This is a genomic window from Citrobacter sp. CF971 (genome assembly GCF_006385635.1).
Lineage (GTDB): Bacteria > Pseudomonadota > Gammaproteobacteria > Enterobacterales > Enterobacteriaceae > Citrobacter > Citrobacter freundii.
Genome location: NZ_CP041051.1, coordinates 602,634 through 624,886, shown reverse-complemented (window position 1 = coordinate 624,886; position 22,253 = coordinate 602,634). Strand labels below are relative to the sequence as shown.

Annotated in this window: 19 protein-coding genes and 1 pseudogene; 14 read left to right on the top strand and 6 right to left on the bottom strand. The window is 53.4% G+C overall.

Annotated elements, in window-relative coordinates:
• The first annotated feature begins 53 nt into the window (after positions 1-53).
• Positions 54-692 carry a peptide-methionine (S)-S-oxide reductase MsrA gene (gene msrA, locus E6P06_RS06505; protein WP_016149464.1) on the top strand — a complete coding sequence of 213 codons (639 nt, stop codon included), beginning with the start codon at positions 54-56 and terminating at the stop codon, positions 690-692.
• 7 nt (positions 693-699) lie between these two features.
• Here msrA and E6P06_RS06500 read toward each other — a convergent pair whose 3' ends face one another.
• Positions 700-1,755: a LacI family DNA-binding transcriptional regulator gene (locus E6P06_RS06500; protein ID WP_032948399.1), complete on the bottom strand. Its 1,056-nt coding sequence runs from the start codon at positions 1,753-1,755 to the stop codon at positions 700-702.
• Positions 1,756-1,945: 190 nt separating this feature from the next.
• Here E6P06_RS06500 and E6P06_RS06495 point away from each other — a divergent pair, with 190 nt between their 5' ends.
• The 7 genes from E6P06_RS06495 (at position 1,946) to E6P06_RS06465 (ending at position 10,727) form a co-directional block, all read left to right on the top strand.
• A complete protein-coding gene (locus E6P06_RS06495) occupies positions 1,946-3,100 on the top strand; it encodes a Gfo/Idh/MocA family protein (RefSeq protein WP_139935050.1) in 1,155 nt (384 codons plus the stop codon).
• A gap of 16 nt (positions 3,101-3,116) precedes the next feature.
• Positions 3,117-4,301: a Gfo/Idh/MocA family protein gene (locus E6P06_RS06490; RefSeq protein ID WP_139935049.1), complete on the top strand. Its 1,185-nt coding sequence runs from the start codon at positions 3,117-3,119 to the stop codon at positions 4,299-4,301.
• Entirely contained in the window at positions 4,298-5,365 is a 1,068-nt protein-coding gene (locus E6P06_RS06485; protein ID WP_139935048.1) for a Gfo/Idh/MocA family protein, read from the top strand. The genes E6P06_RS06490 and E6P06_RS06485 overlap by 4 nt, the downstream gene beginning before the upstream one ends.
• A gap of 11 nt (positions 5,366-5,376) precedes the next feature.
• Positions 5,377-6,399, top strand: coding sequence for a Gfo/Idh/MocA family protein (locus E6P06_RS06480; protein WP_139935047.1), 1,023 nt, complete (start codon positions 5,377-5,379; stop codon positions 6,397-6,399).
• 81 nt (positions 6,400-6,480) lie between these two features.
• Positions 6,481-8,025, top strand: coding sequence for an MFS transporter (locus E6P06_RS06475; protein ID WP_003839533.1), 1,545 nt, complete (start codon positions 6,481-6,483; stop codon positions 8,023-8,025).
• Between the two features lie 10 nt (positions 8,026-8,035).
• Positions 8,036-9,106, top strand: coding sequence for a 1,4-beta-xylanase (locus E6P06_RS06470; RefSeq protein WP_139935046.1), 1,071 nt, complete (start codon positions 8,036-8,038; stop codon positions 9,104-9,106).
• A 280-nt stretch (positions 9,107-9,386) separates the two neighbouring features.
• The gene (locus tag E6P06_RS06465) at positions 9,387-10,727 is read left to right on the top strand and encodes a hemolysin family protein (protein ID WP_003025713.1); all 1,341 of its coding nucleotides are present in this window, start codon (positions 9,387-9,389) and stop codon (positions 10,725-10,727) included.
• Between the two features lie 66 nt (positions 10,728-10,793).
• Here the strand turns inward: E6P06_RS06465 and E6P06_RS06460 are convergent, their stop codons facing one another.
• Entirely contained in the window at positions 10,794-11,000 is a 207-nt protein-coding gene (locus E6P06_RS06460) for a DUF1107 domain-containing protein (RefSeq protein ID WP_003025710.1), read from the bottom strand.
• A gap of 328 nt (positions 11,001-11,328) precedes the next feature.
• Here E6P06_RS06460 and E6P06_RS06455 point away from each other — a divergent pair, with 328 nt between their 5' ends.
• Complete coding sequence (locus E6P06_RS06455; RefSeq protein ID WP_003025707.1) at positions 11,329-11,886, top strand: YtfJ family protein; 558 nt, start codon at positions 11,329-11,331, stop codon at positions 11,884-11,886.
• On the opposite strand, the gene cysQ is transcribed toward E6P06_RS06455, so the two are convergent.
• Positions 11,876-12,616 carry a 3'(2'),5'-bisphosphate nucleotidase CysQ gene (gene cysQ / locus E6P06_RS06450; RefSeq protein WP_139935045.1) on the bottom strand — a complete coding sequence of 247 codons (741 nt, stop codon included), beginning with the start codon at positions 12,614-12,616 and terminating at the stop codon, positions 11,876-11,878. The genes E6P06_RS06455 and cysQ overlap by 11 nt on opposite strands.
• A 188-nt stretch (positions 12,617-12,804) precedes the next feature.
• Here cysQ and cpdB point away from each other — a divergent pair, with 188 nt between their 5' ends.
• Positions 12,805-14,748 carry a 2',3'-cyclic-nucleotide 2'-phosphodiesterase gene (cpdB, locus tag E6P06_RS06445; RefSeq protein WP_139935044.1) on the top strand — a complete coding sequence of 648 codons (1,944 nt, stop codon included), beginning with the start codon at positions 12,805-12,807 and terminating at the stop codon, positions 14,746-14,748.
• A gap of 97 nt (positions 14,749-14,845) precedes the next feature.
• On the opposite strand, the gene E6P06_RS06440 is transcribed toward cpdB, so the two are convergent.
• On the bottom strand, positions 14,846-15,226 hold the full coding sequence (locus E6P06_RS06440; protein ID WP_003839526.1) for a helix-turn-helix domain-containing protein: 381 nt from the start codon (positions 15,224-15,226) through the stop codon (positions 14,846-14,848).
• Between the two features lie 90 nt (positions 15,227-15,316).
• On the opposite strand from E6P06_RS06440, the gene E6P06_RS06435 reads away from it, so the two are divergent.
• From E6P06_RS06435 to E6P06_RS06425, 3 genes are all read left to right on the top strand, one after another.
• Complete coding sequence (locus tag E6P06_RS06435; protein WP_139935043.1) at positions 15,317-16,165, top strand: SDR family oxidoreductase; 849 nt, start codon at positions 15,317-15,319, stop codon at positions 16,163-16,165.
• Positions 16,166-16,246: 81 nt separating this feature from the next.
• The gene (locus tag E6P06_RS06430; protein WP_003025695.1) at positions 16,247-17,071 is read left to right on the top strand and encodes an AraC family transcriptional regulator; all 825 of its coding nucleotides are present in this window, start codon (positions 16,247-16,249) and stop codon (positions 17,069-17,071) included.
• Positions 17,072-17,147: 76 nt separating this feature from the next.
• Positions 17,148-18,113, top strand: coding sequence for a DMT family transporter (locus E6P06_RS06425; protein ID WP_048234098.1), 966 nt, complete (start codon positions 17,148-17,150; stop codon positions 18,111-18,113).
• Positions 18,114-18,176: 63 nt separating this feature from the next.
• On the opposite strand, the pseudogene E6P06_RS28130 reads toward E6P06_RS06425, so the two are convergent.
• Positions 18,177-19,730, bottom strand: a pseudogene (locus tag E6P06_RS28130) (methyl-accepting chemotaxis protein).
• Between the two features lie 245 nt (positions 19,731-19,975).
• On the opposite strand from E6P06_RS28130, the gene ytfE reads away from it, so the two are divergent.
• The gene (ytfE, locus tag E6P06_RS06415) at positions 19,976-20,638 is read left to right on the top strand and encodes an iron-sulfur cluster repair protein YtfE (RefSeq protein WP_003025690.1); all 663 of its coding nucleotides are present in this window, start codon (positions 19,976-19,978) and stop codon (positions 20,636-20,638) included.
• Between the two features lie 83 nt (positions 20,639-20,721).
• On the opposite strand, the gene cycA is transcribed toward ytfE, so the two are convergent.
• The gene (cycA, locus tag E6P06_RS06410) at positions 20,722-22,131 is read right to left on the bottom strand and encodes a D-serine/D-alanine/glycine transporter (RefSeq protein WP_139935042.1); all 1,410 of its coding nucleotides are present in this window, start codon (positions 22,129-22,131) and stop codon (positions 20,722-20,724) included.
• Positions 22,132-22,253: the final 122 nt, after the last annotated feature.

Below are 22,253 nucleotides of genomic sequence, written 5' to 3'. Positions count from 1 at the left end.
AGACGCGTCTCGTTACAACCTTAACCCAAATGACTGATTTCGGGAGAACGGCCATGAGTTTATTTGATAGAAAGCATCTTGTTACTCAAGCAGATGCGCTACCTGGACGCAACACCCCGATGCCAGTGGCAACGCTGCATGCGGTTAACCAACATTCGATGACCAACGTGCCCGACGGTATGGAGACCGCTTATTTCGCCATGGGATGTTTCTGGGGCGTTGAGCGTTTATTCTGGTCATTACCCGGTGTATACAGCACGGCAGCCGGATACACCGGCGGCTACACCCCAAACCCAACCTATCGGGAAGTGTGTTCTGGCGACACTGGACATGCCGAAGCGGTACGCATCGTCTATGACCCGCATGTTATCAGCTACGAACAACTGCTGCAGGTGTTCTGGGAAAATCACGATCCGGCGCAGGGCATGCGTCAGGGGAACGACCAGGGTACGCAGTATCGCTCCGCCATTTACCCGTTAACGCCGGAACAAACCGCCGCCGCACAGGCCAGCCTTGAGCGTTTTCAGGCAGCAATGACCGCCGCAGGCGACGAGCGCACTATTACCACAGAAATCACTACGGCAACGCCTTTCTACTATGCCGAGGACGATCACCAGCAATATCTGCATAAAAATCCTTATGGATATTGTGGCATTGGCGGAATTGGCGTTTGCCTGCCGCCAGAGCGTTAATCCGCGATTAACGCGCTACCGTCACCCGCGCGGCATGGCGCGTTGCGTGGGTAACGGTGCCTCGATCCGTCACCTTTCCTTTCAGCAACAGGTTAAAAACCGGCGCAGAGGGGCGATTAAGACGGTTCTGCAGCAAATGCACCGCTTCCACGCCCAACGCCCGACAAGGAATCGTTATACTGGTCACCGCAGCAACGATATGCGCGTCCAGTTCCTGAACATCCGTCGTCATCAGCGACAACTCACCGGGTATCTCCACGCCAATCTTTTCCAGCACCCGCCGGATGCCCGTCGACATTGACGCCCCGGCGCAGAAAATAACTTCCGGCCACGCTTCACGCGGTGTCTCATTTAGCCAGTTGCCTATCGCCCGCTCTGATTCGTCCTCAGAAAAGCCCTCCGTTACCAGCAGATCGCGCCCGGTATCAAACGGTATTTGATACTGTCGGTAGACCTCCTTGATGCCCTCCAGACGCCAGTACATCGTTTCCCGACGCAGGCTGGTGACATGGAGAATACGCCGGTGCCCCTGATCAAAAAGATATTGCACAGCACGGTTGCCAATCGCCCGATGATCGGGGGATACCGCATCCAGCAACCCTTCCTGGTCCTGCGAATTAATCAATACGCAGGGTTTATCCAACAGTTGCGCCAGTTTATGCACGGTCGGGTCATCAATGCCGATAAGAATAATCGCATTAATATTCTTATTGTTGGCCTTTTCCTGAAAGACCTTGATGTCCGCACGTTGCTCATCCAGTCCGCAGTAACTCAGATAGACATCATGTGGCGCTATCGCCTCGGCAATGCCGCGTGTCACTTCGAGGTAAAATGCATCGCCACGGGCGGTAAAGGTGCGCAACGGGGCGAAAACAGCAATGCCGTTGATCAACAACCGCCCGCTGGACAACGAGTCCAGAACCCCCAGCCTGCGCGCGCAACTGACAATCGCCTCACGTGCTTTATCGCTGGTGTATGACTTTCCGCTAAGCACCCTCGACACCGTACTCACCGAGTAGCCCGTCAGAGCAGCAATTTCGTCCATTTTTAGCTTGCCAGACATTCTGTGACCTCACTCGCAATCAATCTTTGCAATTTTTTGCAAACGCAGTTCATTGACTCTAAAACACTTTTTCAATGACTGGGCCAACTTCTTTTTCATCCTGCAACCGTTCTCACAAAATCACATTGTCGATATTCCAGGCGTTTCTTATGTTCCGCATATCCCTTATTTCTGACGAAAAAGGCACGACATGAAAAAAATACGCTTTGGCATTATTGGGGTTGGCAACATTGGTACCGTCCACGCACGCTACCTGCTGGCCAGAACGGTACAAGAAGCAGTGCTCGCCGCAGTGTGCGATAACAATCCGGATAAACATCCGGCGATCCGCCGGCTGGTCGGCGAAGAGGTGAGATTGTTCAGCGATGCGCGAGAGATGCTGGTAAGTGGGCTGATCGATGCCGTCATCGTCGCCACGCCGCATTATGACCATCCGGGTTTATCGATGATGGCCATGCGTCTTGGTATTCATACGCTATGTGAGAAGCCTGCAGGGGTCTACACCGCGCAGGTACAAGAGATGAACGCCTGCGCGCGCGAATGCGATGTGGTGTTCAGCATGATGTACAACCAGCGCCCCAATCCGCTGTATCAGAAAGTAAAAGATCTGATCGACAGCGGCGAACTCGGCGAGCTGCGTCGATCTAACTGGATCATTACCAACTGGTATCGTTCGCAAAGCTATTACAACTCCGGCGGCTGGCGCGCGACCTGGAAAGGTGAAGGCGGCGGCGTGCTGCTGAATCAGGATCCGCACCAACTCGATTTATGGCAATGGCTGGTCGGCATGCCGGTACGCTTGCGCGCTTTTTGCCAGTTTGGCAAGCATCGTCAGATTGAGGTCGAAGATGACGTCACGGCCTACGCAGAATACGCCAACGGCGCAACCGGGGTGTTCATAACCACCGTCGCCGAAACGCCTGGCACCAACCGCCTCGAAATTGTCGGCAGCAGGGGAAAAGTGGTGGTAGAAGAAGGTCGCCTGCGCTTCTGGCGACTGCGTGAATCCGAAACCGAGTTCAACGCCCGCTGGCAAAACGGTTTTGGTGAGCCGGAATGCTGGGAGGTCACCATCCCTACCGAACCGGAATGCAGCGAGCACTATGTCATTACCCGCAATTTTACCGCCGCGATCCTGCACGGCGAGCCGCTGATCGCCCCTGGCCTGGAAGGCATTCGCGGCCTGACGCTTTCCAATGCGATGCACCTCTCTACCTGGACGGATGACTGGGTAGAGCTGCCGCTTGACGAGCAACGCTACTTCCAGCTGTTACAGGAACGTATCGCCTCTTCAGTGGAAAAAAATACGGCCAGCCGCACGCTGGACGCTTCCGGTAGCTGGTAACGCGCAGGAGAAAATCATGCTGAACATTGCGATTGTCGGTACCGGGAATATCTCCCACAACCACATTCAGGGCTATTTACAGTTCGCGGATCGTTGTCGGATTGTTGCGCTGGTCGATATCTACCCGGAGAAAGCAGAGGAGAAGAAATCACGCTATGGCCTGAGCGAAGCGCAAGTCTTCCGCAGCCATCAGGCGATGCTTAACGCAGGCATTGAGGTCGATGTGGTCGATGTCTGCACGCCGCCGTACGTACACGCAGGCATCAGCATTGATGCGCTGCACGCCGGAAAACATGTGCTGTGCGAAAAGCCGATGGCCGCCTCGCTCGAAGAGTGCGATGCGATGATCGCCGCGCAAAAGGCCAGCGGGAAAATCTTATCGGTCATCGCCCAAAACCGCTTTACCGATGCCTTCTGGCGTTTGAAAACCGTGGTTGATTCCGGGCTGGCGGGCAAGATTTGCCATGCGCAGGTGGATTCGTTCTGGTGGCGCGAACACTGTTATTACGATTTGTGGTGGCGCGGCACGTGGCAGAAGGAAGGCGGCGGCTGCACGCTGAATCACGCAGTGCACCACATCGACGCCATTCAGTGGATGCTCGGCTTCCCAACGGAAGTGGTGGCGATGATGACCAACGTCGCCCACGACAACGCCGAAGTCGAAGATCTTAGCGCGGCTATTTTCAAATACTCACACGGGGCGCTGACGCAACTGACCGCCTCGGTGGTGCATCACGGTGAAGACCAGAAAATTGTTATTCAGGGCGAAAAAGCGCGAATTTCTGCGCCGTGGCAAGTCCATGCCAGCCAGTCGGCGGACAACGGCTTTCCGCAAACGGAAAATAACGGTGAGCTGGAACAAGGTCTGGACGCGCTTTTTCACGCGACGCCAGCACTGCAATGGACGCTGCATACCGGGCAAATCGACAACCTGCTTAGCGCCATCGAACGACAAACCCGTCCGCTGGTCGATGGCGAACAGGGCAAACGCTCACTGGAGCTGATCACCGCTATCTATAAATCCGCCATCACCCGCACGGTGGTGACGCTGCCCATCCACCACAGCGATGCGTTTTATCGCACCGGCGGCCTGATTGAAATCGCCCCGCATTTCTATGAGAAATCCGCCTCCGTGAGCAATTTTGCGGAAGTGGGCGCCATCCCTCTGGGTAAAGACTTAGATTCAGGAGTTAAATCATGAACAAGCAAGATGGAATGAACTACGCCCCTACCGGGAAGCCTCAGCCGGTCGTGAAGCCTGGCGAGTTTGTCATTGCCGCCGCCACGCTCGACCACGGCCATATCTACGGCATGTGCAACGGGTTGATTGAGGCAGGCGCCACGCTGAAATGGGTTTACGATCCCGATCCGCACAAAATCGATCAATTTCTGCAGCAGTATCCGCAGGCGCAGGTGGCCGATTCGCTCGAAACCATCCTCAACGATCGTGAGGTACAACTGGTTGCCGGGGCGGCTATTCCGTCTGAACGCTGCCCGCTGGGGCTAAAGGTAATGGCGGCAGGGAAAGACTACTTCACCGACAAGGCTCCGTTAACCACCCTTGCACAACTGGAAGACGCCAAAGCGATGGTGGCGAAAACCGGACGCAAATACGCAGTCTATTACAGCGAGCGTCTGCACGTTGAAAGCGCTGTCTTTGCTGGTCAGCTCATTCAGCAAGGGGCGATTGGTCGCGTGATGCAAACCCTGGGCACAGGGCCGCACCGTGAAGGCAATGGGCACCCGGACTGGTTTTATGACAAATGCTACTTTGGCGGCATTCTGTGCGACATCGGTAGCCATCAAATCGAACAATTCCTGTTTTATACCGGCAACCGCGAGGCACACGTCGTCGCCAGCCAGGTACGTAACGTCAATCATCCGCAGTACCCGCAGTTCGAAGACTTTGGCGATGCCATGCTGGCGGGCGACAACGGCGCAACGGGTTATTTCCGCTGCGACTGGTTCACGCCGCAGGGGCTCAGTAGCTGGGGGGATGGACGCCTGACGTTGCTGGGTACCGAAGGTTACATTGAGATCCGCAAGTATGTGGATATCACCCGAGGCGAACAGGACGTGGTGTATCTGGTGAATAAAGAAGGAGAGTTTCGTTTCCCGGTCGCAGGAAAAGTCGGTTTCCCGTTCTTTGGTGAATTCATTCTCGATTGTCTGAATCGCACGGAAAACGCCATGACTCAGGCCCACGCCTTTAAAGCCGCAGAGCTATGCGTGAAAGCGCAAATGCTGGCGAATGCCCGCACATAACCGGAGGTGACATGACAACACTCAATGCCGCCATCATCGGCGCGGGGGCGATTCACCGCAGCCACGTTAACGCCCTCCGGCTTTTGCCGGGGGTCACGCTGCGCGCGCTGGTCGATATTGATAGCGCCAACGGTTTGCAACAGGCCATGGCGTATAACTGCCGCTTTTACCAGAATTACCGTGAAATGCTGCTGGATAATGACATCGACGTCGTCCATATCTGTACACCTCATTTCGAGCACAAAAACATGATTACCGCCGCGCTTGCCGCCGGGAAACATGTGTTTTGTGAAAAGCCGGTGGGGTTGAATTGCACAGAAGTCGCAGACATCGCTAACGCAGCAGCGTCCGCCCAGGGCTTGCTGGGCGTGTGTTATCAAAACCGGCTTAATCCAACCAGCTTACGTATCCGCGACGAACTGGCGAAAAATACGCTGGGTAGAATGTTGAGTATTAAAGCGGTTTTGACCTGGTCACGCTCTAAAGCGTATTACAGCGAAAGCCCGTGGCGTGGGCGTTTTGCCAGCGAAGGCGGCAGTTTACTGATTAACCAGGCCATTCACACTCTCGATCTGATGCAGTGGTTCGCCGGCGGTGTAACGCGTTTGAAAGGCGTGGTGGACAGCGGCGAGCTGGCAGACGTTACCGAAGCTGAAGACTGCGCGATGGCGACCCTGCACTTTACCAACGGTGCCCGCGGTCTGTTTTATGCCAGCAACTGCAATACCCTCGATTCACCGCTGCTGCTGGAGATCCATTGCGAACACGGCATGCTGCAGCTCACGGATAACACCCTGTGGCGCGTTACAACGGATCGGCGCCTGAAGCTGGATTGCGACGGTTCACCGGACGGCCACAGTAAAAGTTACTGGGGCCTGGGCCACCAGCAGGCCATTCGTCAGTTTTATCATGCTATTACTCATGGAGGTCAAACAGAATATATCAATATTAATGATGCCCGCAAATCACTGGCGATGGTCGATGCTATTTATCATTCGTCTAAAACCCGACAATGTATAACCATTAATAATTAAAAATTAACCTGGCACTACAGAATTAATAAACATCAGCCGGATAATACCGGAGTACAAATACCCTACATACTGGAAAATATTATGGTCAAACCAACTGAACGCAGAGTCAGTTATGGTGTAGCGATCGGCTATGGCATTACTGATTTATTTGGCGGCGGTGCTTTCGCCATTATCGGAACCTGGCTTTTATTTTTTTATACCACCTACTGCGGTTTAAGCGTACTGGAAGCAGGCTCAATATTTGCTATTGCCCGCGTGATTGATGCGGTACTCAGCCCAATTATGGGTTACATCACTGATAACTTTGGCAACACGTGGCTGGGTCGACGATTTGGCCGCCGTCGCTTCTTTTTATTACTCAGTTCTCCTTTAATGTTTCTCTATGCTCTACTGTGGCTGACCGACATGGGTTACTGGTATTACCTGGGAACCTATCTGTCAATTGAGCTACTGTCAGCGATGGTGCTGGTGCCGTGGGAAACCCTCGCCGCAGAGATGACCAATCGCTACGAAGAACGCAGTCGCCTCTCCGGCGTGCGCATGATCTGCTCGCAGTTGGGCGGATTCCTTGCCGTCTCGGTACCCGGTATCCTGATGCAGTTCACCGGCAAAGATAATCCCTTTACCTATACGCTAACCGGACTGATTTTTTCCGTCGTGTTCTGTCTTGCCGTATTTATAACCTGGCGCTGTACATGGGAAGCCAAAGACGTTCAGGAAGAGACATTTCAGGCTGACTTACAACGAAATAGCGGGCTACTGAATCACCTTAAATATTTAATACTTGATCTGTTTTCGTCATTCCGTATCCGGGCATTTCGCTTGCATATCATTATTTATATTTTCTCATTTACCGCCATGGATGTATTCGGCTCGGTTTTCACTTATTACGTGGTGTATTGTTTAAGCCAGGATGCCGCCTCCGTTTCGGGCTGGTTAAGTATTGCCGCCTTTGCTTCAGTATTTGGCACCTATGGATTTATGCTACTACTGAACAAACTCAATATCACCCCGTCAGCGGCACTACGTCTTTCTTACACCTGTATATTTAGTGTATTACTCTTTTTATTTATTATTTATTACACTGAAACCCAGGTATCCAACATTCTGTTCTCGGCGGTATTTATTCTACTCGGTATGGCGCGTTCCGGCCTTTACTATATCCCATGGAATATCTACAGCTTTATTCCTGATATCGACGAAATGGTTACCCAACAGCGCCGTGAAGGGATTTTTGCAGGCGTTATGGTACTCACCCGCAAAAGTACCGTGGCAATCGCTATTTTGCTTATCGGCATGGTGCTGGAAGAGTCTGGCTTTATAAAAGGCAGCGGCGCACAGCCGGAAAGCGCGCTCCACGCTATTATCGGATTGATGATCTTTGCTACCGCGGCGCTGCTGGCGGTGAGTTTCTACGCGACCTACAAATTCAAACTCACCCGCGAAACCCACAAAGTTCTGCTTAAAGAGATCGCTCGCCGCAAGCTGGGTGGCAACTATCGCGACTGCGATGAAGAAACTCGGGTGGTGATCAAGCAACTTACTGGCTACGAGTACGATGAAGTTTGGGGTGGCAGCGCCACGCAGCGTGCGACGGGACGCGTCAGTCTCTCAGATGCAGAATAAGGAGCGCATCATGTATAACCCATGGAACAAAGCACGGGCGCAAAGCTGGTATCAACAGCAACCCTGGGGCTGCGGATTTAACTACTTGCCGCGCACCGCGGTTAACTGGCTCGAAATGTGGCAGGCAGAGAGTTTCGATAGCAGTACTATCGATCAGGAACTCGGCTGGGCCAGCCAGTATGGCTATAACCAGCTGCGAACAAATTTACCGTTTACCGTCTGGCAGTATGACCGTGACGGGCTTCTCGAGCGCATCAATATCTTCCTGAGCATTGCCCATAGCCACCGTATAAAAGTGATGCTGACGCTGCTCGACGACTGCGCTTTTTCCGGTGATGAGCCCGTTATCGGTCAGCAAAAACCGCCGGTTCCCGGCATTCACAACAGCCAGGCGGCGGGTAGCCCTGGGCGCGCCTGCGTGCTGGATCGGCGCTGTTGGCCGCACATTGAAGCCTACGTCAGAGATATCATCCGTTACTTTCGCCATGACTCGCGCATCAGCGTCTGGGATTTATATAATGAGCCAGGCAACGGCGGGATTTTTTGTCATACTGGCGAATTTGCCCGCTATGATGACAGGCTGGAAATCTACGCCTTAACCCTGATGACCCATCTGTTTAGCTGGGCCCGACAGGAGTCACCCTCTCAACCGTTGACCGTAGCAGCCTGGCATATTGACGATCGCGCGGAGTGCGGGAATGCGTTTACGCATCCTGTTGATATAGCGGCGCTGCGGCTTTCCGATGTGATTAGCTACCATGCCTATGTCGACACCCCTGGCCAGCTGTCTCTTCTGTCACAGTTGGCCGAATTTGGCAGGCCGCTTTTTTGTACCGAGTGGCTGGCACGCCATGTCGATAGCCGAATAGAAGAACAGCTGCCGCTATTTCGCGCCCAGCGCGTTTCCAGCTTTCACTGGGGGCTGGTACAGGGGAAAACGCAAACCTGGTTGCCGTGGCCGGATATCCCGCGGAACGAGACGACGGCGCTGCTATGGTTCCACGATGTGCTGAAGTCGGATGGTTCGCCTTATAGCGAAAAAGAAATGCAGATGGTGCGCAGGCTTAACGCCGCAGGATAAGGCCAAAAAAGCTCCTCTGGCGACTTTACAGTACCTTACGCTATACTAGCTTCTGAAATTACCGGTCCACTCCCTTCGGACCGGTTTTCATTGAATATTCCATTGGATTTATACTCTATGGATTTCGAGTTGCAGGCAGGCGGCAAACTCGTGAATCCCCAGGAGCATAGATAACTATGTGACTGGGGTGAATGAGTGCAGCTAACGCACCTGCAGCTTGAAAGACGACGAGTATCAACTTCTCCCTTCCGAGGATCTGACCTGAACGGTCGGATAAGATATGTTAAACAGTATTTTAGTCATTCTCTGCCTGATCGCCGTGAGTGCGTTTTTCTCGATATCTGAGATCTCGCTTGCTGCATCACGCAAAATAAAACTTAAACTGCTTGCCGATGAAGGCAACGTAAACGCACAACGTGTTTTGAAGATGCAGGAAAACCCCGGCATGTTTTTTACCGTCGTGCAAATTGGCCTTAACGCGGTCGCCATTCTCGGCGGTATCGTCGGTGATGCAGCATTCTCCCCGGCGTTTTACAGCCTTTTCTCGAAGTACTTCGCTCCAGAGCTGTCCGAACAGTTAAGCTTTATTCTGTCATTCTCGCTGGTTACTGGCCTGTTCATCCTGTTCGCGGATTTAACCCCGAAACGCATCGGTATGATTGCGCCAGAAGCTGTGGCTTTGCGTATCATCAACCCGATGCGCTTCTGCCTGCTGGTCTTCCGCCCGCTGGTGTGGTTCTTTAACGGTCTGGCTAACAACATTTTCCGTCTGTTTAAGATCCCAATGGTGCGAAAAGACGACATCACCTCAGACGACATTTACGCCGTGGTCGAAGCCGGTGCGCTGGCGGGTGTTCTGCGCAAACAGGAGCATGAGCTGATTGAAAATGTGTTCGAACTGGAATCGCGTACCGTCCCGTCTTCAATGACCTCGCGCGAGAATATTATCTGGTTCGATCTCCATGAAGATGAGCAAAGCCTGAAGAACAAGGTGGCGGAACATCCGCACTCCAAATTCCTGGTATGTAACGAAGATATCGACCACATCATTGGTTATGTCGATTCAAAGGATCTCCTCAACCGCGTACTGGCGAACCAAAGCATGGCGCTGAACAGCGGCGTACAGATCCGCAATACGCTGATCGTTCCGGACACGCTGACGCTCTCTGAAGCACTGGAAAGCTTCAAAACCGCAGGCGAAGACTTTGCCGTCATCATGAACGAGTACGCGCTGGTGGTAGGGATTATCACGCTCAACGACGTGATGACCACGCTGATGGGTGATTTAGTTGGCCAGGGTCTGGAAGAGCAGATTGTGGCGCGTGATGAGAACTCATGGTTGGTTGATGGCGGTACGCCGATTGATGACGTTATGCGCGTGCTGGATATCGACGAGTTCCCGCAGTCCGGCAACTATGAAACCATCGGCGGCTTTATGATGTTCATGCTGCGTAAAATCCCGAAACGCACCGACTCGGTGAAGTATTCTGGCTACAAATTTGAAGTGGTGGATATCGATAACTACAAGATCGATCAGCTGCTGGTGACGCGTCTGGACAGCAAACCTACAGTTCTGGTACCAAAACTGCCAGATGCAAAAGAAGAGGCAAAGGCGTCGTAACGCCTTACAGAAACATCAACGGCTCCTGTCCAGGAGCCGTTTTTTTAACTACTGCATAGCACTTGATCAAGCCATCTCAGTTTGCAGACGCAAGACCTGACGGTTAACTTCGGACATCACGGAAAAATGCAGCTTGTCCTTCACTTTTGGGATAAGAATCTTACCCTTATCAAATTCAAAAGCGCCTACATCCTTGATATATAACCGTCCACGAAACAGGATCTTCACGTACTTCGCCACCTGCAGCGGGTTGTATCGTTGGAAAATTTTCATTGTTGTCTCCTGCTGAGCATTACGCCTTTGCGGTACCACAATCGGTCCGACAATCCTCAGGCGCAAATTTTAATGCCCTATGACTATAGACTATCTCGTTGATGTTTCCAGCGTGTATAAGTTTATTTACCTTCAGGTTACAATTATTCAGAATTATCTTTTCAACGCTTCGCTGTCTTCAGTATAAGCCTTCATTTTTCGCAGGATTTGTGCGCCCGTCCGCAAACTGGCATCGCGCTTGCGGGAAAAAGCATCAATCGCACATATGATTAAATTCCAGACCCAAGTGGTCGGATCACCTGCAAAATAAAAGAAAGAAGGAAAACCTATGACCTTACGAAAACTGTTGGCGCTGTCGTTTCTGCTGCTGCCGATGATTGCCTCCGCACATAAGTTTGAGACTGACCAACGCGTACCACCGGTGGGGATCGCCGATCGCGGCGAACTGATTCTCGATAACGATAAGTTTAGCTACAAAAGCTGGAATAGCGCGCAGTTGCCTGGGAAAGTGCGAATTGTGCAACACATTGCCGGACGCACCTCCGCCAAAGAGAAAAATGCGACACTGATCGAGGCAATCAAAGCCGCCAACCTGCCGCACGACAAATACCAGACCACCACTATCGTCAACACAGATGACGCCATTCCCGGCTCCGGTATGTTTGTGCGCAGCAGTCTGGAGAGCAATAAGAAGCTCTACCCGTGGTCGCAATTCATTGTCGACAGCAATGGCATTGCGCGTAAAGCCTGGCAACTGGATGAAGAGAGCTCCGCTATCGTCGTACTCGACAAGGACGGACGCGTGCAGTGGGCAAAAGATGGCGCATTAACGCAGGAAGAAGTGCAGCAGGTAATTGCCCTGCTGCACAAATTGCTCAGTAAATAGATACGCGGAAGCCGGGGTTGAGGAACGATTCACGTGGGGTGTAATCCAGAGGTTTCCCCTGCCAGTCGTGAACGTGCGCCCCGGCTGCGGCGGCAACAGCGTGGCCCGCGGCGGTGTCCCATACGTTAGTGGGCCCAAAACGCGGGTACAGCTGTGCGTGCCCTTCCGCCACCAGACAGAACTTCAACGATGAGCCAATCGACGTGGTCTGGTGCTCACCCAACTGTTGCAGATACTCTTTTAACTCATTATCGGCATGCGAGCGGCTAATGACCACCAGCGGCGGACGCGCGTCACGAACCTGAATTTGTTTACGTACGCCGCACTCTTCTTTCCACGCTTTACCTTCTGCTGCGCTGTACATCACTTTCATTACCGGCGCGTAAACCACGCCCAGAACCGGCTTTCCCTTTTCGATCAGCGCAATATTGACCGTAAATTCACCGTTACGCTTAATGAACTCTTTGGTCCCGTCCAGCGGGTCCACCAGCCAATAGCGCTGCCAGTGCTGGCGGACATCCCAGCCAGGAGGCGCTTCTTCAGACAGGACGGGAATATCCGGCGTCAGCGCCAGTAATCCCTCGAGGATAACCTTGTGCGCGGCGATATCCGCCGCCGTGACCGGAGAATCATCCTGCTTGCTGGTAATCTCCATCGGTTTGATTCCATCGTAGACCAGCATAATGGCATCGCCCGCGTTCCGTGCAAGCTGGCATACATGTTCTAGCATTCTCCACCTCGTTTCTGTCAGTGGTGTTAACTCGTTGTTTTACTTATACCCGATCGTCAGGGGATCCGCCAACTGTGATAGCGTCTGCGGTTTTAAACGCTATATTCATGTCATGATTCACAGTTCTGTAAGCAAGAAGATTTATATACATTTTCTTTTGTGGCTTAGATCTTAAAAGGATGCCCCTGATGATTAAGTTTAGTGCAACGCTTCTGGCAACGCTGATTGCAGCCAGCGTCAATGCCGCGACCGTCGATCTGCGTATAATGGAAACCACTGATTTACATAGCAATATGATGGATTTCGATTATTACAAAGATACACCGACTGAAAAATTCGGTCTGGTACGTACGGCAAGTCTTATCAACGCTGCGCGTGAAGAAGTCAAAAACAGCGTGCTGGTTGATAATGGCGATCTGATTCAGGGCAGCCCGCTCGGGGATTACATGGCGGCCAAAGGGCTGAAAGCGGGCGAAACTCACCCAGTATATAAAGCGCTGAATACCCTGGATTACGCGGTGGGTAACCTCGGCAACCATGAATTCAACTACGGTCTTGAGTATCTGCACAACGCGCTGGCAGGGGCGAAGTTCCCTTACGTTAACGCCAATATCATCGACGTTAAGACCAAAAAGCCGCTATTTACGCCTTATCTGATCAAAGACACTGAGGTTGTCGACAAAGAAGGGAAAAAGCAGACGCTGAAGATTGGCTATATCGGTTTTGTGCCACCGCAGATTATGACCTGGGATAAAGCCAACCTCAGCGGTAAAGTGACGGTGAACGACATTACGGAAACTGCACGCAATTACGTTCCCGAAATGCGAGAAAAAGGAGCCGATGTCGTGGTGGTAGTTGCTCACTCCGGGCTTTCTGCCGACCCGTATCAAACCATGGCGGAAAACTCCGTTTATTACCTCAGTGAAGTCCCAGGCGTGGATGCCATTATGTTTGGCCACGCTCACGCCGTTTTCCCTGGTAAAGACTTTGCCAACATCAAAGGTGCAGATATCGCAAAAGGTACGCTGAATGGGGTTCCGGCGGTGATGCCGGGTATGTGGGGCGATCATCTGGGGGTGGTGGATTTAGTGCTGAATAACGACAGCGGTAAATGGCAGGTCACCCAGGCGAAAGCCGAAGCACGTCCGATTTATGACGCGGCAGCGAAAAAATCACTGGCCGTTGAAGATAAGAAAATCGTTGAGATCCTGAAAGCCGATCACGACGCCACGCGTGAGTTTGTCAGCAAACCGATCGGTAAATCCGCCGACAATATGTACAGCTATCTGGCGCTGGTACAGGATGACCCGACCGTACAGGTGGTGAACAACGCGCAGAAAGCCTATGTGGAACACTTTATTCAGGGCGATCCGGATCTGGCAAAACTACCGGTACTTTCCGCCGCCGCGCCGTTTAAGGTCGGTGGACGCAAGAACGATCCGGCAAGCTTTGTCGAAGTCGAAAAAGGCCAGTTAACCTTCCGTAACGCCGCTGATTTGTATCTCTATCCCAACACTCTGGTGGTGGTGAAAGCCAGCGGTAAAGAGGTGAAAGAGTGGCTGGAATGTTCCGCCGGGCAGTTCAATCAGATTGATATCCACAGCAGCAAACCACAGTCGTTGATTAACTGGGACGGCTTCCGTACCTATAATTTCGACGTGATTGATGGCGTAAATTACCAGATTGATGTATCGCAACCCGCCCGCTACGACGGGGAATGTCAGACCATTAATCCGAAAGCGGAACGTATTAAAAATCTGACCTTTAACGGCAAACCAATCGATCCGAATGCCACCTTCCTCGTCGCGACCAACAACTACCGCGCCTACGGCGGTAAGTTTGCCGGAACCGGCGACAGCCACATCGCGTTTGCTTCTCCGGATGAAAACCGCTCGGTGCTGGCCGCGTGGATTGGTGCACAGACGAAGCGTGCCGGTGAAATTCATCCGGCGGCAGATAACAACTGGCGTCTGGCGCCAATTCACAGCGATACGCCACTGGATATTCGCTTTGAAACATCACCGTCTGATAAAGCCGCGGCGTTTATTAAAGAGAAAGGCCAGTATCCGCTGAAAAAAGTCGCGACCGATGACATCGGTTTCGCCATTTACCAGCTGGATTTAAGTAAGTAATTTTCGTGCCGGATGCGACGCAATAGCGTCTTATCCGGCCTACGAGTCGAAGTAATCTGTAGGCCGGATAAGGCGTTAGCCGCCATCCGGCAATACTTTACGCCGCCCGCTCTTCCCGCTGCGCTAAAACCTGCGGCAAATTCAGTTCTATCCAGTCCGCCAGCGCGGCGACTTTATCGCTCACCTGCTCACCCAACTGCGTCAAACTATATTCCACGTGCGGCGGTACCACCGGATATGACACCCGATTGATAAACCCGTCCTGCTCCAGCGCCTGCAGAGATTGCGCCAGCATCTTTTCACTGACCCCGCCCATCTTACGGCGCAAATCGCTGAAACGGTGCGTACCGTCGCGCAGCGCCACCAGAATCAATACACCCCAGCGGCTGGTGACGTGTTTTAACACCTCGCGGGAGGGACACTGTTCGGCAAACAAGTTGCCATCGCGTAACTGCTGGGAGAGCGTCGAAGCTGTCATTTTCATACTAACCTTTTTGTACGTACTTACTAAAAGTAAGTTTAGGTGTTAGCGTGATTAAACACAAGACCAATACCAAGGAGTCACCCCATGATCGCGATTACCGGCGCCACCGGCCAACTGGGCCAACACGTTATTGAATCTCTGCTGAAAACCGTTCCTGCCAGCCAGATTGTGGCAATCGTGCGTAATCCCGCTAAAGCGACGGCGCTTAGTCAGCAGGGCATTACCGTTCGTCAGGCGGATTACAGCGATGAAGCCGCCTTTACAACTGCCTTACAGGGTATCGACAAGCTACTGCTGATCTCCTCCAGCGAAGTGGGACAACGTGCCCCGCAGCATTGCAACGTGATTAATGCAGCGAAAGCCGCTCACGTGAAATTTATCGCCTACACCAGCCTGCTGCACGCCGACACCTCTCCGCTGGGGCTGGCTGATGAGCATGTGGCAACCGAGCAGATGCTGGCTGAATCCGGTATCGCCTACGCGCTACTGCGTAACGGCTGGTACACCGAAAACTATCTCGCCAGCGCACCGGCTGCTCTGGAACATGGCGTGTTTATCGGGGCTGCAGGTGAAGGCAAAATTGCCTCAGCGACCCGCGCCGACTATGCCGCTGCCGCCGCGCGCGTCATCAGTGAAGACGGTCACGCCGGTAAAACCTATGAGCTGGCGGGCGACGCAGGCTGGACCCTGAGTCAGTTGGCTGCCGAGCTGGCAAAACAGAGTGGAAAAAAAGTGGTGTATCAGAACCTGAGCGAAGCTGATTTTGCCGCCGCGCTAAAAGGTGTAGGTCTGCCTGCCGGACTGGCGGACATGCTGGCTGACTCAGACACTGGCGCCTCCAAAGGCGGTCTGTTCGACGACAGCCATACGCTGAGCAAACTGATTGGTCGCCCGACCACCTCGCTGGCTGACAGCGTCAAAGGCATCGTGTAAGTGTTAAAAATTAGTTAATTGTGGTGGCATCCCTACGCATCCTCTCTGATAATGACAGGATGATGCGTGGGGAGAGAAAACGTGCAAGGTGTACCTGAGCAGTTTATTGATGAGAAAGACAGCGCCCGCTTTCGCCATCTGGCGCAGGTGCCGGGCGTAGAGCTGTATCATGCGCACATCTCACGTTACGCCTTTGAGCCGCACACACATGAAGCATTCGGCATTGGCGCGATAGAAGCCGGAGCCGAACGTTTTCGTTATCGCGGCACGCAGTACGTGGCCCCCGCCCATTCCGTCGTAACCATGAATCCCGATGAGCTGCACACCGGCGAGGCCGAAACCGCCGATGGCTGGCGCTATCGGATGATTTATCTTGAGCCCGATCTTCTGGAAGAGGTCACTGGGATCCGCCACTGGTGGTTTCATGACGTAACGCGTCACGATCCGCTGCGCTCGCGCCAGATCTGCTCGCTGATCCACGGCCTGTGGAACACGGAAGATCCGTTGGCGCAAAAAGGACTATTGCTCGATCTGATCGACACGTTCCAGCCGCTGGCCCGCCATGCACCGGTATTGCCGGAGGGGGCGCATCGCTTTGAACGAGTACGCGAGTATCTGCACGATAATTATATGCATCCGGTCACGCTCGACGAGCTGGCGCGGGTTGCATCGCTGAGTCCCTGGCATTTTCAGCGCCAGTTTAAATCTCATTTCCACGTCACGCCGCACCAGATGTTGATGGCGATCCGCCTGTGGCGAGCCAAAGGTTTTCTCACTTGCGGTATGCCCGCCGCAGAGGTCGCCGCCGCAACCGGCCTCACCGACCAGTCGCATCTCACCCGCGCGTTTACCCATCGCTACGGCATTACGCCAGTGCGTTATCAGAAACAAGTCGTCCGGCGTTGATCAGCAATCTCATACAATACGGCGGCATTTTTCCTGCCTACACTCGACGTATTGTTAAGCGATGTGGATATCAAAAATGATTAGCGGTGTGTTGTATGCCCTGCTGGCCGGGCTGATGTGGGGATTAATTTTTGTTGGACCGCTGATCATACCGGAATACCCGGCGGTATTGCAGTCGATGGGGCGCTATCTGGCGCTGGGGCTGATCGCATTGCCGATTGCCTGGCTGGGACGTGTGCGCCTGCGTCAACTCGGGCGGAAAGACTGGTTAACTGCGCTGACGCTAACAATGATGGGGAATCTGATTTATTACGTTTGCCTGGCAAGCGCTATCCAGCGCACCGGCGCACCGGTCTCCACGATGATTATTGGTACATTGCCGGTGGTGATCCCGGTCTTCGCTAACCTGCTCTACAGCCAGCGTGACGGCAAATTATCATGGTGGCGTTTGTCGCCTGCGCTGGTGTTGATTGGTATAGGCCTGCTGTGCGTGAATATCTCGGAGCTGAATCAGGGACTCCCTGACTTTAGCGGCTGGCGATATGGCTCTGGCATCGCACTGGCGCTGATTTCGGTGGTGTGTTGGGCGTGGTATGCGCTGCGTAATGCCCGCTGGCTGCGCGAGAATCCGGATAAGCACCCGATGATGTGGGCGACGGCCCAGGCACTGGTGACGCTGCCTGTTTCTCTGCTCGGCTATATTGCCGCCTGCCTGTGGTTGAACGGGCAAACGCCGGACTTTGCTCTGCCCTTCGGTCCGCGTCCAGCCGTGTTTATCGGCCTGATGATAGCCATTGCGGTATTGTGTTCTTGGGTTGGCGCACTGTGCTGGAACGTCGCCAGCCAGAAGCTGCCGACGGTGATCCTCGGCCCGTTGATTGTCTTCGAAACGCTGGCTGGTTTGCTGTACACCTTTATACTGCGCCAGGAATTTCCGCCGCTGCTGACGGTAAGCGGTATTACGCTGCTGATGGTTGGGGTAGTGATAGCCGTCAGAGCCAAGCCACAGAAACCGAGCGTCATGGTGATTTCACAATCATAATGTGCCGGATGGTGCTCCGCTTATCCGGCCTACTGGATAATATCTTGTAGGCCGGAGCAGACGTTAAACTTTAAACACCGCCACCGTCTGGTTCAACCGTGCGGCCTGCTCTTCGAGCGCGGCTGCGGCGGAAGCGGATTCCTCCACCAGCGAGGCGTTTTGCTGCGTGACGCGATCCATCTCAGCCACCGCCTGACCGACCTGATCGATACCCCGACTCTGTTCATCAGAGGCCGACGCAATTTCTCCCATAATATCGGTAACCTGGGTGACGGCACTGACAATTTCCGCCATCGTCTCACCCGCCTCATGCACCAGCGCCGTACCGGCATTGACCCGATTCCCTGAGTCATCAATCAACGCCTTAATTTCTTTTGCCGCCTGAGCGCTACGCTGCGCCAGCGTGCGCACCTCGCCTGCGACTACAGCAAAGCCACGCCCCTGTTCGCCCGCTCGCGCCGCTTCTACCGCCGCGTTCAGCGCCAGGATGTTGGTCTGGAAAGCAATACCGTCGATAACAGTAGTAATTTGCGCAATTTTGCTGGAACTGGTGGCGATTTCATCCATCGTACGCACCACGCCATCAACCACGGTTCCGCCTTTCTGCGCCGTCTGCGAAGCATTTTTTGCCAGGCTGGTCGCCTGACGCGCGTTATCTGCGTTCTGTCTCACGGTTGCAGTAAGTTGTTCCATGCTGGCTGCGGTCTCCTCCAGAGAGGCGGCCTGCTGTTCGGTACGTGAAGAGAGATCGTTACTGCCAGCGGCAATTTCACCCGCGCCGGTATAGATGGTGTCAGCCCCGTCACGCACCACGCTGACCGTGTTCGCCAGCGCCTGCTGCATGTCGCGGACGTTGCCTGCCAGCAGCGCCATTTCATTACTGCCATCGGCATTGATGCGGTGAGTCAAATCACCTGCGGCAATATGGCGAATATGTCCCATCACCTCGTGGAGCGGCTTGAGCAGCACTCGCTGCATCGCCAGCCAACTGGCGATAATCACGGTGACGACAATCAGCATCACCGCGGACAGCAGCCAGATTATCTTCTGGTAGTCACTCTCATTGTCCTGTACCCCGGCAGTGGCCAGCGCCGTTTGCGCGCTACGCCATTCCCGATAAACTTCCTGCATGGCCGTTTGCTTTTGCTCGGCGTTCTGCTTGAACATCTCTTCCAGCTTTCCTTCAGCCAGCAGCGCGTTCATTTTTGCCAGCGTCGCAGAATAGATGCCGTACTGTTCTTCCAGTCGATCGGCCAGATGCTAATCCAACCCCGGCGTTTCCGGTAGAGCGTAGTATTTATCGTAATGCTCTTTCGATTCGGCCAACAGGCGATTTGCTGTGTTCACCAGCTCCTTCAACTGACCGCCGTTAATCTCGCTAGCCATCGTTCCCTGTAAACGCAGCATGCCCCGGTTGAGCGTGACGCGAGCCTGGTTCAGGCTAATCCACGCATCGGTAAACTCGGCCACATTCTGGCTGGAAAGTTGAGACACGTTAAAGTTCTGCTTATCGTTATTGAGTGCGCCAATAAAGACGCCCGCGGAGATAAGCTGCATTGCGCCCAGGGCGAGTAACACGGTGATAAGTAAGGTTATCACTTTGATTCGTTTGAACATCTGTAGCCTTTTTATTATGCAGGTATTGTCTGAGGTCTAACTATCGGCAGCGGCGTGCGCTTATTTAATCCTGTCGAGCCGCTTTTTTCGCCGCCCCTCACCTTTCCAATAAGATTCAGCACCTTAACGAAATAAGAAATTTTCGTGACATTCATCACAAAACACCCCACCCCGAAAGGGTTATATCCTTCGCCATAAGTTGTATTTAAAATACATCTTATATTATTGAGAATGAGGTAACGGCAATGTCTTATCGCGATCAACCTTTAGGTGAACTGGCGCTCTCTATTCCTCGCGCTTCGGCCCTGTTTCGTAAATACGATATGGATTACTGCTGCGGCGGTAAGCAAACGCTGGCACGCGCTGCCGCGCGTAAAGAGCTGGATTTAGACGTTATTGAGGCACAGCTCGCGCAGCTGGCTGAACAGCCGCTGGAGAAAGACTGGCGTACCGTGGCTCTGGCTGAAATCATCGACCATATCATCGTGCGTTATCACGACAGACACCGCGAACAGCTGCCGGAGCTGATCCTGCAGGCCACAAAAGTTGAACGCGTTCACGCAGACAAACCGAACGTACCGCGCGGTCTGGCGAAAAACCTGACCATGCTGCATGAAGAGCTGTCCAGCCACATGATGAAAGAAGAGCAGATCCTGTTCCCGATGATCAAACAGGGCATGGGTAGTCAGGCGATGGGGCCAATCAGCGTGATGGAAAGCGAACATGACGATGCGGGTGAACTGGTGGAAGTGATCAAACACATCACCCACAACGTGACGCCGCCGCCAGAAGCCTGCACCACCTGGAAAGCCATGTATAACGGCATTAACGAAATGATCGATGACCTGATGGAACACATCAGCCTGGAAAACAATGTGTTGTTCCCGCGTGCCCTCGCAGGTGAATAAAAAAAGGCGCCCGAGAGCGCCTTCCTGAAGTCCGAATTCGGCCACTGCTTATGTGGCCTTTTTTGTGTCCGATATGACAACGCTTAACGCATACCCGCCATACGTTTCTTACCGATAAACAACCAGCCCAGACCCAACGCGATGAACCACAGCGGCGTCACCATCAACGCCTGACGGGTATCATCTTCCAGCGTCAGCAGTACCAGTACGAAGACGAAGAACGCCATACATACCCAGCACATCAGCTTGCCTAACGGCATCTTGTAGATTGATTTTTCATGCAGGTGAGGACGTTGCTTGCGGTACACCAGGTACGAGCAAAGAATGATGGTCCAGACGAACATGAACAGAATCGCCGACACGGTGGTGATCATGGTGAACGCGCCAATCACGCTCGGGTTCACGTACAGCATCACCACGCCGCCCAACAGACAGATACAGGAGAAGGTTAAACCCTTCGCCGGAACTGCGCGTTTAGACAGCTTGGCAAATGCTTTAGGCGCAACGCCTTCCTGCGCCAGGCCGAACAGCATACGGCTGGTAGAGAACACGCCGCTGTTTGCGGAAGAGGCAGCTGAAGTCAGAACCACAAAGTTGATCAGGCTCGCCGCAGCAGGCAGACCAACCAGCACAAACAGTTCAACGAATGGGCTCTTGGTTGGTACTACCGAGCTCCACGGCGTTACGGACATAATCACGATCAGCGCGAACACGTAGAACATGATAATACGGATTGGAATCGAGTTAATGGCGCGCGGCAGAGATTTCTCAGGATCCTTGGTTTCCGCGGCGGTCGTTCCCACCAGCTCAATACCCACAAACGCGAATACCGCTATCTGGAAGCCGGCAAAGAAGCCGCTCAGACCTTTCGGGAACCAGCCACCGTCATTCCACAGATGCGTGAACGATGCCTGAACGCCGGTTGGCGACTGGAAGTGCGTCAGCACCATCACCAGACCGACGACAATCAGGCCGATGATGGCGACGATTTTGATCATCGCAAACCAGAACTCCATCTCACCGAACATTTTTACGGTGGCGAGGTTGAGGCTCAGCAGCAGCACAATCACCGCCAGCGAGGCGACCCAATCTGACAGTTCGGGGAACCAGAATTGCGCATACGCGGTAATCGCGGCAACGTCTGCCATCCCAGTAACGACCCAGCAGAACCAGTAGGTCCAGCCGGTAAAATACCCGGCCCACGGCCCGAGCAGGTCGGAGGCGAAATCACTAAACGATTTGTACTCCAGATTCGAGAGCAGCAATTCACCCATTGCCCGCATCACGAAAAACAGCATAAAACCGATGATCATATATACAAAGATGATCGACGGTCCGGCGAGACTGATGGTTTTACCGGAGCCCATAAACAGGCCAGTACCGATAGCACCACCAATAGCAATAAGTTGAATATGACGGTTTGTGAGATTGCGCCGTAGCGACTGTTCAGACGACGCCTCTTCAGCGGTGTCGACTTTTACCTGATCTACCATGTTTTTTTCTTCCTGTACCTGTCTGTGTTGTTCAGGCTCTACGGCCTTTAGTGTGTCTATGATACGACGATCCTGTTATCAGGACTCATCGATATTAGGTAAGAATTGGCGGGATGAACACT